This is a genomic window from Glutamicibacter sp. FBE19, from assembly GCF_015524875.1.
GTDB classification, from domain to species: domain Bacteria; phylum Actinomycetota; class Actinomycetes; order Actinomycetales; family Micrococcaceae; genus Glutamicibacter; species Glutamicibacter halophytocola.
Genome location: NZ_JACKQN010000002.1, coordinates 472,084 through 481,373 on the forward strand (window position 1 = coordinate 472,084; position 9,290 = coordinate 481,373).

Sequence of the window (9,290 nt, forward strand, 5' to 3'; positions counted from 1 at the left end):
TTTCGGCAGCCACTAGTTCTATTGGCTCAAGAGCATCGGGATGCGGACCAGCTGGTCCGCATCCCGATGCTCTTTCCATTTTCAGCTAGGCGAAATAGCCACCTGGACGGGGTTCCAGCGCCCATGACAAAGCTCGTTCATGCAAGGGCGGCAGCTTCGGACGGTCCTGCAGATCGAAGTAGCCGACTTCGAGGTTTTCGTCATCGTTTATCCTCGCCTGCCCGGAAAGGTGCCGGGCCTTGAAGACGATGTCGAGATATTGGGCATGGTCGCCATTGGGATAAACGGTTGGTGCGGTCACTCCCACCCCCACCAGATCTGTGACTTCGCAGGACACCCCGGTCTCTTCCTGGACCTCGCGCTGGGCAGCATGCGATGGCTCTTCTCCCGGGTCAATGATGCCGGCAGGCAAAGTCCACAGTCCGTTATCGGCACGGCGCACCAGCAGCACTCGATCACCGTGGAATACAACAACTTTTACCCCGGAGAGCCACAGCATCTCGTGCCCTATATGTGTTCGCAGCTTGGTGATGAATTCCGGAGTTGCCATAAATTCATCGTGCCACAAGCAGCACCGCAAATGCCCCAATGACCATGAATGGCCCAAACGGCACGGCCGACTTCAATGTCAGCTTGCGCACGATCACTCCCCCGATCACCCAGAATGTGGCCAAGACAAAAGTTAATAACGTGGCAAGAAACAGCGCAGGCAGGGAATAGTAACCCAGATTCAGGCCAAGGACGCCGGCCAGCTTTACATCGCCCATTCCCATGGCCCCAGCTGAAATCAGGCTGATCAGCAAATATCCGCCGCCGAGGAGCAGCATCCCCAGGAACCCTTGCAGGATTCCCGGCAGGCCCCCGCTGCTGGCGCCCAAGCAAATCACCAGGGCCAGGCTGGCCAGGAGCCACGAGCCCACAAGCCGATTCGGGAGTCGATGGCTGGCGATGTCGGCCTTGGACAGCAGTACTCCGAAAACGCCAAAGCACAGCAATTGGAGCGCCACCAGGACTCCCTCGATCGGCCCTTCTTGGGCAACGCTCCATATCTGCGACATGTATAGAGCATAGGCATCTTCCCAATGCCATGGGATGGCCAGCTCGCCCTTGTGAATAATTCAGGCACTTATACAATTAGATTATGGACGTGCCTTCAGCTCCGTTGTACTTCCCCGGCTCCCCTGAGCCGGATTCCACCGCGCGGCGAAGATTCCGCGCCTTGGCCCGGTCCGCGCCCTGGCTGAGCACCTCGCTCAAAGTCGAAATCGATATTCCCGATGAGCTGGGCGATCCCGGGCGCGGCCTGACCGGCACAGTGACCGCCAAGATTCGCCAGCGCGAAGGAATCGCCGTGCATAACGCCGCGGGCGCGCTGGTCTTCCAGAAAGAGACTTTCAGTGCCCAGCGAAGTCGCGATTATGTCGCCGCCACCAATGCGTCGTGGAAGTTGCCATCAACGCTGATCACACCGGTTTATACGACGGATCACCTAGTGCTCCGCCGCCCGGAGATCGCAGGATTTAATGGGTTGCTGCCGCTGGAATACTGGGCGGCGGTTTTGGATCCGGTGGAAATTGCCGGTACTGAGCCCGCAGCGCAGGACTTGGCCTTTGACCATCCCACCTATATCCATGAACTCAGCGAGATCATGCATGAGGGACGTCCAGCCTTGGCAGCGGTGCTCAGTTCCGGACACACATATCAAGCGGCCCTTGCCGATTTCGCGCTGGTTCCCGCTGGCACGCGCACGCTGCTGGTATTGGATCTGGGCACCGGCGTTTGCCTTCTGCGCCAGAGGCTGTCAGGCCCCGCTCCAGCCGCACCTGATCTGAGGCTTCGGATTCTGGCCCAGGATGAGTACTACATCAATTCGCACTTCCAGAAGGTTCATTGGCTTGATCAGCCGATAGTGCGCTCGTAGCCCCCGTTCCATGCTTGCTCACGCAGTTCCGGCTCCCGTGCCGCTGGTGTTTGACCACCCGCGGCACGGGAGCCGGCGCATGTGCTGGAAGCTAGCGCAGCATCGGCGCATCGAGCATTTCGGTCACCAAAGCGGCGATCGCTGAACGCTCGGAACGAGTCAGCGTCACATGGCCAAACAGCGAGTGCCCCTTGAGCTGTTCCACCACCGCTGCAATGCCATCATGGCGTCCCACGTGCAGGTTGTCCCGCTGGGCCACATCGTGGGTAAGCACCACCTTGGAGTTCTGGCCGATGCGCGAGAGCACCGTGAGCAGCACGTTGCGTTCCAGGGACTGCGCTTCATCAACAATGACAAATGAGTCATGCAGGGAACGCCCGCGGATGTGAGTCAGCGGCAGGACCTCGAGCATGCCGCGCTCCAGCACCTCGTCGATGGCGTTTTTCGACACGATGGAACCCAGGGTGTCGAACACGGCCTGGGCCCACGGGCCCATCTTTTCGCCTTCCGAGCCCGGCAGGTAGCCCAGCTCCTGGCCGCCCACGGCGTACAGCGGTCGGAAAACGGTGATCTTGCGGTGCTCGCGGCGCTCCAGCACCGCTTCCATCCCGGCGCACAACGCCAGAGCCGACTTGCCAGTACCGGCGTTGCCGCCAAGCGAAACGATGCCCACCGAAGGATCCATCAACAGGTCCAGGGCGATTCGCTGCTCGGCACTGCGGCCGTGCAACCCAAAAGCCTGCTGGTCTCCACGAACCAGCTTGAGGGTAGTGTCATCGGTCTTTCTGGCCAGCGCGCTGCCGCGGGGCGAGGTGATGACAAAGCCGGTGTTGACAGGCGCTTCGGCCGCCGCTGGCAAATTCAAGAGCTGCTCGCGCTCATAGAGCGTGGCCATCGATTCCTCGTCCAGGTCCAGCTGCTGTATTCCGGTCCAGCCGGTGGAAGCGATCAGCTCGTTGCGGTACACCTCGGCGTGGATCCCCATCGCTGACGCCTTGATGCGCATCGGCAAGTCCTTGGTCACCAGGGCAACATCAAGTCCTGAATCCAGCAGATGCTTGGCGACGGCGAGGATGCGCGCGTCGTTGTCGCCCGAGCGCATGCCCACAGGAAGAACTTCCGGCGCAATGTGGTTCAGTTCAATGCGCAACGTGCCGCCGGCCGATGACACGGGAACGGCTTGGGCAAGTCCCCCGTGGCTGGCGATCAGGTCATCGAGCAGGCGCAGGGCCTGGCGCGCGAAGTATCCGAGGTCGGGATCCTTGCGCTTGTGTTCCAGCTCGGTGACCACGGTCAATGGAATCACCACATGATGCTCTTCAAAGTGGAACATCGCTTTCGGATCGGAAAGCAATACCGAGGTATCAATGACGTAGGTTCGTACGTCCTGTTCGGCAGTTCGGCTCATGGCAGCGCACCCATTCTCGAATCCGGCGTGGGGACTCTCCCCACGCGTTAGTGGGGAAGCCCAACACCGGATGTCCAAGGCGTGTCCGGTAGCTGTACCGGCTGGCGCTGCTTTTGGTCATCTAGTGCGGAACCCTTCGATCAGCTGGAGCTTGATGCCCCTGCCTTATGATCACCATAGTCCTTGCACGGCCACCAGCAAGCAACTTCTGGGTAACGATTATTTAAACTCTGTTCGCCCAGCCGGGCGCTAGGCGCCGAACCTGCGTTGGCGATCGGCAAAGTCGCGCAGGGCTCGCAGGAAATCAACGCGCCGGAAGTCAGGCCACAGCGCTTCGCAGAAGTAGAACTCTGAATAGGCGCTCTGCCAGGTCAGGAATCCGCTCAGGCGCTGCTCGCCACTGGTGCGGATGACCAGGTCGGGGTCGGGCTGGCCCTTGGTGTACAGGGCCGATTCGATGTCATCCGTGGAGAGGTTTTCGGCCAGCTCTTCGAGCGTGCGTCCGTCGTGTGCGGCCTGCCCCAAAAGCGCCTTGAAGGCATCCAGGATTTCCCGGCGGCCCCCATAGCCGATTGCCACATTCACGTGGACTCCGGCGCGGTTTTCGGTAACGGTTTCCAAAGCCGCCAATTTCTGCGCCAAATCCTCTGGAAGCAGGTCCTTGGCACCGACTTGCTGGACCTTGACCCGGTTGGTTTCGCCCAAGCGGTCCAGGGTTCCGCCGATGACCTCCAAGAGGTCGCGCAGTTCGCTCGCTTCGCGGTTCAAGTTGTCCGTGGAGAGCATGTAGAGCGTGACCATCTTGATGTTCAGCTCTTCGCACCAGTCCAGGAATTCCAGGATCTTGTCCGCCCCGGCTTGATGGCCGGCCATGGTTGGCGTACCTGCGAGCTTGGCCCAACGGCGGTTGCCGTCAACCATGACTCCGATGTGGTGCGGAAGCCTGTCGGCTGGCAGTGACTTCGCCAAGCGCCGTTCGTAGTAACGGTACGCAAGGTTGGGAAGCTGCACCGTGGCACTGCCTTTCAATCGAATCCAAAAAGTCTAGGTTCTAAATCTACCGCGAATCCCCCGGCCCTTTGCTGATCTGCCGGGCGCAGCGGAAAAAATGCCGGGCTATTCTCAATTTCCCGATCCCCCTGCCCGGTCATTGATCTGCAGCAAATCCATTAATTTTCCGAAGCCCTCGACCGGCATCTGGCATAGTTCCTCGCGGCACGGCTGGATTCTGACCCCCGCTGCTTCACCAGCCAATTCGGGCGCATAATGAACATTCACTCCCAGCGCCCAGGCAAGCTTGCGAACCCGCTGGGCTTCGGCAGTGTCCCAGGAGCCCAAGGCCAGATAGTGCACGGGAGCAGAAATGATGCTCTGCACTTCCAGGGCGGTAGCCACTTGGGTAGCGGCCTCGGAAGCCAGCGCCACCGCATGGGCCGAAAGCGCCCGCGCGGTTTCGAGGCCCGCCGCATGGTTTTTGGAATAGTTTCCTTCGGCCATGCCCTGCATTGCGCGCAGTGCCAGGGCCTTTGCATAGAGCGCGCCGGCAGCCGGAAGGGCATCATCAAGCACGCTGACCGCAGCGACGTCGCTGCGCTGCGCGGCAATACGCGCATCGACCTGGATAGCGTCGCGGGGCACCCCGGTCGCCGGGTCGACAAAGTCCTCGGCCCTGAGCAGCAGCTGGCTGGCGCGTTGGCCCCACTTCGCCTCGCCGGTAGCCTGCTTCAAGGCCAGGAAGGCCAGGGCCAACGCGGCATAGTCCTGCAAGGTCCCTTCATTGTTCGGCGCTGGGCGACCGGCAAAGCTCACCCGGGCCAAGCGACGTGTCTCTTCATCCCAGTGCGTGGCCCACAGCGAGGCCGCAACACGCTCGGCGAGCTCCAGCGCCCTGGGCTCCCCAAGCAGCATGAAGGCATCGCAGAGCGCTTCGATGGCCAGGGCATTCCAGCCCGCAACCACCTTTTCATCACGCACCGGCCGGATGCGCGAGCTGCGCAGCTGGCGCAAAGCGCTGGCCAGTTCATCGATCGCGCCTTGTTCCCCGGGCTCGGGCATCCGGGCGAGCGAGAAGCAAAAGTACTGCGGATCCTCGGCAATGGGCGCGAAGCGGACCAGTCCCTGAGCCAAGCGGGAACGCAGTTGTTCGGTCGCCTGGGTAATCTGCTCGCGGTTGTAGCTGTAATAGGCGCCTTCGATCTGTGCGCCATCGCGGGCCGAATCCGCGTCGAGGGATGCGGCAAAGGCCGGGTGCGGCCCGGATTCGATCAGCAGTTCTTCATGGAGGAAGCCAATGATGCCCAGGGCGCTGCTCCTGGCCAGCTGCGCCAGGTTCTGCGCCCGCTCAGCAGCCTTGCCGCTGGTGCCTGCGGCAACTTCGGATGCCAGCACCGCGCTGCGCGCAGCCAGCGAAAGCAGCCCGGCATTGTCGTAGAGCATCTTTTCAAAATGCGGCACCGACCAGTTTTCATCCACGCAGTACCGCGCGAATCCACCGTCGACATGGTCCTGCAACCCGCCCAGGAACATCGCTTCGAGGCTGGTAGCGGCGGCATTGAAGGCTTCTTGGGAGCTGTCCGGGCGGGTGATGATCGAATGCCACAGCGTCTTCAGCGCCCAGGTGGGAGGGAATTTTGGTGCCGGGGTGAATCCGCCCTCGGCGCGGGTCGTGAGGATCCAGCGTTCGGTGGCCGTGGCCAGAGCCGACTGGGCCGGTTCCCGGGAGTCCAGGGCCAGCAGCGCGCTCTGCCTGCTGCCGAGTTCTGCCAGGTGATCGGCGAGCATTGCGGCCTGCTCTTCAAGGCCTTCGCGCTTGGTTTCCCAGGCTTCATGCACGGCCTGGAGCACTTGGCTGAACCCCGGGGTGCGTCCGCGGGGTTCTTTGGGGTAATAGGTTCCCGCATGCACGGTGCGTCCATCGGGCAGGGCAAAGATGGTCATGGGCCAGCCACCGGCACCGGTGAGCGCCTGGGTGGCCATCATGTAGGTATCGTCAACCAGCGGGTGTTCTTCGCGGTCGACCTTGATCGCCACAAAATTCTCGTTGAGCAGCGCAGCGATCTGCGGATCGTCGAATGACTCGTGGCTCATGACATGGCACCAGTGGCAGGCGGCGTAGCCGATGGACAGCATCACCGGCACATCTCGCAGGCGGGCCTGTTCGAAGGCTTCATCCCCGTAGGGGAACCAGTCGACTAATTGGTGCGCGTGTTGTCTGAGATATTGGCTGGCAGCGCCAGCGAGTCGTTGAGCCACGCTTTCATGCTATCGCGTGGCTCACACCGCAGCTACTGGGATTCGTCGGTCTTCGGATCGACCGGGCCCTCGGGTTCTTGCAGCTTGCGCTGCTCGCCCTTGGCCACCATATCCTGCTGCTTGGACTCCGCTTCCGAGGTGTAGCGCACGCGGCGCACACGACGGACCATGTCGCGGATCAGGAAGATCACGGCGATGACCATGAGCGCGGTGAAAATGAAGCCGAGGAATCCGGGACCGTAGTCGCTGCTGGTCTCCGTGCCCAACTTGGTGGTCTGAGAAGCTACGGCCAAGGACGCGAAGATCGTACTCACGATGTACAGACAACTCTTTTCTGGAACGAGGAAGTGCTTATTGCTATCTTAGTCCGGCGAAGAGGTCCGACTCGGGCAAATCGGTGGATACCTTGGATGAGATCAAGGTGTAGTCCTCCCATGGCCAGTGCTCAGCGTAGACGTGCTCCGGCACCGCGAAGAAGAAACCTTCCGGGTCAATCTGGGTTCGGTGGGCCAGCAGCGCCTGATCACGCTGCGAGAAAAAGTCTGCGCAGTGAATCTGGGTGGTCGTGGTATGTGGCGAAACCCACTTGAACATCTGGTTGTCTTCGTCCGCTTCCCACTGGGCGACCCGTTCCGCATACGGCGAATCGTAGCCGGCTTCGATCATCGCGTAATGCAGGGCGCGGAAGCGGTCCGGCGCGAAAGCGCGGTCGTAGTACAGCTTGCTGACCGACCATGGCTCGCCCAGCTCCGGGTACATCTCGGGGTTCGCGGCATGCTCGAAGGCGAAGGTCGCCACCTTGTGGCTGTGGATGTGGTCCGGGTGCGGATAGCCGCCATTCTCGTCGTAGGTCGTGATGACATGGGGACGGAATTCTCGGATCAGCTTGATGATGCCGGCAGCGGCAACTTCGACCGGCTGCAGGGCAAAAGCGCCAAAAGGCAGGTCGGGCAGCGGGTCGCCTTCGGGCAAGCCGGAGTCCACATAGCCTAGCCAGCGGTGCTTAATGCCGAGCACCGCGGCCGCCTCGGCCATCTCGGTGCGGCGCACGCCGGGCAGATCGCGGTGTGCGTGTGCCAGTTCTCCTGCTGCTGCGTTGAGAATGTCTCCACGTTCGCCGCCGGTGCAGGAAACCACCATCACTTCTGCGCCTGCGTCGACGTAGGCAGCCATGGTGGCAGCGCCCTTCGAAGATTCATCATCGGGGTGCGCGTGAATAGCCATGAGCCGGAGCCCCTGCGATGGGCCAATTTTCTTCACGTCGTGAATCTCCACTGATCTACTTTCCTTCGCCACTATGCTGAACAGCGGTTTTTTTGAGAAAACTGTTCACCATTGATATCAACTGATACTCGACTGCCGGTTATTCCCAATTCAGCTCAGGCGGTAAACTTGTTGAAGGAACCAACATACGGCATTCCCAGTTCAAATGCCGCCCAGGCACAGAGAGTGGTGCAAGACAAGTAATGTCTGATCCAAGCTTAACGGCTCGCTACAACAACCCCAAGAAACGCAGCCTGAGTAAATCCTCGCGCAATTGGCTGATCACTTCGGCCATTGCTCTTGGCGTGGCCGGCGCCGCCTACATCGGGTTTAGCAACTACAGCGCCATTACCGCCCAGGACATACATTATGAGGTCGTTTCGCCGACCTTGACCAAGACGACCATCGCCGTGGAATACAACGCCAAGGACCGTGTCCAATGCGATATCCGCGCGATGAACGAGTCCAAGGCTGTTGTCGGCTACAAGACGATCCTGCTTGATCCGGGAGAGGCCACCGGCTTGGTCAATCAGCAGATCGACGTCGATCTGCACACCGATAACCTTGCGGTGACCTCTGGCGTCGAGACTTGCTACGAGGTTCCCCAGGACTACAAGGGCTAATATTTCAGCCCGTTCATTCCCTAATAGCTGAATCTATTGGGCTTAAAGCGTTTTGGCGACTACTATCGTTGAAAAGATACGTTTCGCCCCGCATCCGCGATTGGTCCAGGTTTAAACCAGATCATGAAGCTGGCGGGGTCTTTGCTTGCATCAATAGAACAACGCAAGCCCGCAGATCCGTACCGAATCCGACTTCGTCGACGCCACCGTTCAGGTGGCGTTCGGCTTTGAGGGGCTCTTTGCAGTCCACCAAGCCACAGCGAAGTCCTAACTGACCAAAGGAAGTACAACGTGAGCACCAACAGCAACGAACCTGTCGTTTGGCTGACTCAGGAAGCCTTCGACCGGCTCCAGAACGAACTGACTTTCCTCTCAGGCCCGGGACGCGCCGAGATCGTTGCCCGTATCGAGCAGGCCCGTTCCGAAGGTGACCTGAAGGAGAACGGCGGCTACCACGCTGCCCGTGAAGAGCAGGGCAAAGCAGAAGCCCGCATCCTGTACTTGAAGGACCTGCTGCGCCGGGCCAACGTTGGCGAAGCGCCTGCAGATGACGGAATTGTCGAACCGGGCATGATGGTTGTCGCGAGCATCGCTGGCGATGAAACCACCTTCCTGTTTGGCTCCCGCGAAGTCGCTGGCGATACCGATTTGGAAGTTTACTCCGAGCAGTCGCCAATCGGCGTTGCCGTGCACGGCGCCAAGGTGGGCGACAAGCTTTCCTACGTAGCTCCCAACGGCCGCGACATCAAGGTTGAAATCATTTCGGCCAAGCCGTACGAAGCTTCCTGATACTGCTTCAAGCTTTAAAGTCCTCGCCGGCTGC

The 9,290-nt window shown here is 60.5% G+C and carries 10 protein-coding genes; 3 read left to right on the top strand and 7 right to left on the bottom strand.

Translation table 11 applies throughout. The features are described 5' to 3' along the window. Positions 1–85: 85 nt before the first annotated feature. Both H6F58_RS05800 and H6F58_RS05805 read right to left on the bottom strand, forming a co-directional pair. Complete coding sequence (locus H6F58_RS05800; protein ID WP_146277821.1) at positions 86–550, bottom strand: NUDIX domain-containing protein; 465 nt, start codon at positions 548–550, stop codon at positions 86–88. 4 nt (positions 551–554) lie between these two features. Next, positions 555–1,058 carry an A24 family peptidase gene (locus H6F58_RS05805; RefSeq protein ID WP_146277820.1) on the bottom strand — a complete coding sequence of 168 codons (504 nt, stop codon included), beginning with the start codon at positions 1,056–1,058 and terminating at the stop codon, positions 555–557. A gap of 83 nt (positions 1,059–1,141) precedes the next feature. Between H6F58_RS05805 and H6F58_RS05810 the strand changes: the two genes are divergently transcribed. Beyond that, positions 1,142–1,921, top strand: coding sequence for a hypothetical protein (locus H6F58_RS05810; RefSeq protein ID WP_186468021.1), 780 nt, complete (start codon positions 1,142–1,144; stop codon positions 1,919–1,921). 91 nt (positions 1,922–2,012) lie between these two features. On the opposite strand, the gene H6F58_RS05815 is transcribed toward H6F58_RS05810, so the two are convergent. The 5 genes from H6F58_RS05815 to mca all read right to left on the bottom strand — a co-directional run bounded on the left by H6F58_RS05815 (position 2,013) and on the right by mca (position 7,805). Further along, positions 2,013–3,329: a PhoH family protein gene (locus H6F58_RS05815; protein ID WP_146277818.1), complete on the bottom strand. Its 1,317-nt coding sequence runs from the start codon at positions 3,327–3,329 to the stop codon at positions 2,013–2,015. Positions 3,330–3,578: 249 nt separating this feature from the next. Continuing rightward, positions 3,579–4,340: an isoprenyl transferase gene (locus tag H6F58_RS05820; RefSeq protein WP_060700850.1), complete on the bottom strand. Its 762-nt coding sequence runs from the start codon at positions 4,338–4,340 to the stop codon at positions 3,579–3,581. 111 nt (positions 4,341–4,451) lie between these two features. Further along, the gene (locus tag H6F58_RS05825; RefSeq protein ID WP_195181297.1) at positions 4,452–6,581 is read right to left on the bottom strand and encodes a DUF255 domain-containing protein; all 2,130 of its coding nucleotides are present in this window, start codon (positions 6,579–6,581) and stop codon (positions 4,452–4,454) included. 32 nt (positions 6,582–6,613) lie between these two features. Then, the gene (locus tag H6F58_RS05830; RefSeq protein ID WP_194943793.1) at positions 6,614–6,895 is read right to left on the bottom strand and encodes a hypothetical protein; all 282 of its coding nucleotides are present in this window, start codon (positions 6,893–6,895) and stop codon (positions 6,614–6,616) included. A 43-nt stretch (positions 6,896–6,938) separates the two neighbouring features. Next, positions 6,939–7,805 (bottom strand): mycothiol conjugate amidase Mca, encoded by an 867-nt coding sequence (gene mca / locus H6F58_RS05835; RefSeq protein ID WP_195181314.1) that lies wholly within the window; start codon positions 7,803–7,805, stop codon positions 6,939–6,941. A 242-nt stretch (positions 7,806–8,047) separates the two neighbouring features. Here mca and H6F58_RS05840 point away from each other — a divergent pair, with 242 nt between their 5' ends. After that, positions 8,048–8,467, top strand: a complete 420-nt coding sequence (locus H6F58_RS05840; protein WP_146277815.1) for a DUF4307 domain-containing protein — start codon at positions 8,048–8,050, stop codon at positions 8,465–8,467. Between the two features lie 291 nt (positions 8,468–8,758). Further along, positions 8,759–9,256 (top strand): transcription elongation factor GreA, encoded by a 498-nt coding sequence (gene greA / locus H6F58_RS05845; RefSeq protein WP_060700846.1) that lies wholly within the window; start codon positions 8,759–8,761, stop codon positions 9,254–9,256. The last annotated feature ends 34 nt before the right edge of the window (positions 9,257–9,290 follow it).

Coding starts and splice junctions, on each gene's coding strand:
- H6F58_RS05800 (WP_146277821.1), bottom strand. CDS start 550: ATGGCAACTCCGGAATTCATCACCAAGCTGCGAACACATATAGGGCAC.
- H6F58_RS05805 (WP_146277820.1), bottom strand. CDS start 1,058: ATGTCGCAGATATGGAGCGTTGCCCAAGAAGGGCCGATCGAGGGAGTC.
- H6F58_RS05810 (WP_186468021.1), top strand. CDS start 1,142: ATGGACGTGCCTTCAGCTCCGTTGTACTTCCCCGGCTCCCCTGAGCCG.
- H6F58_RS05815 (WP_146277818.1), bottom strand. CDS start 3,329: ATGAGCCGAACTGCCGAACAGGACGTACGAACCTACGTCATTGATACC.
- mca (WP_195181314.1), bottom strand. CDS start 7,805: ATGGCTATTCACGCGCACCCCGATGATGAATCTTCGAAGGGCGCTGCC.
- H6F58_RS05840 (WP_146277815.1), top strand. CDS start 8,048: ATGTCTGATCCAAGCTTAACGGCTCGCTACAACAACCCCAAGAAACGC.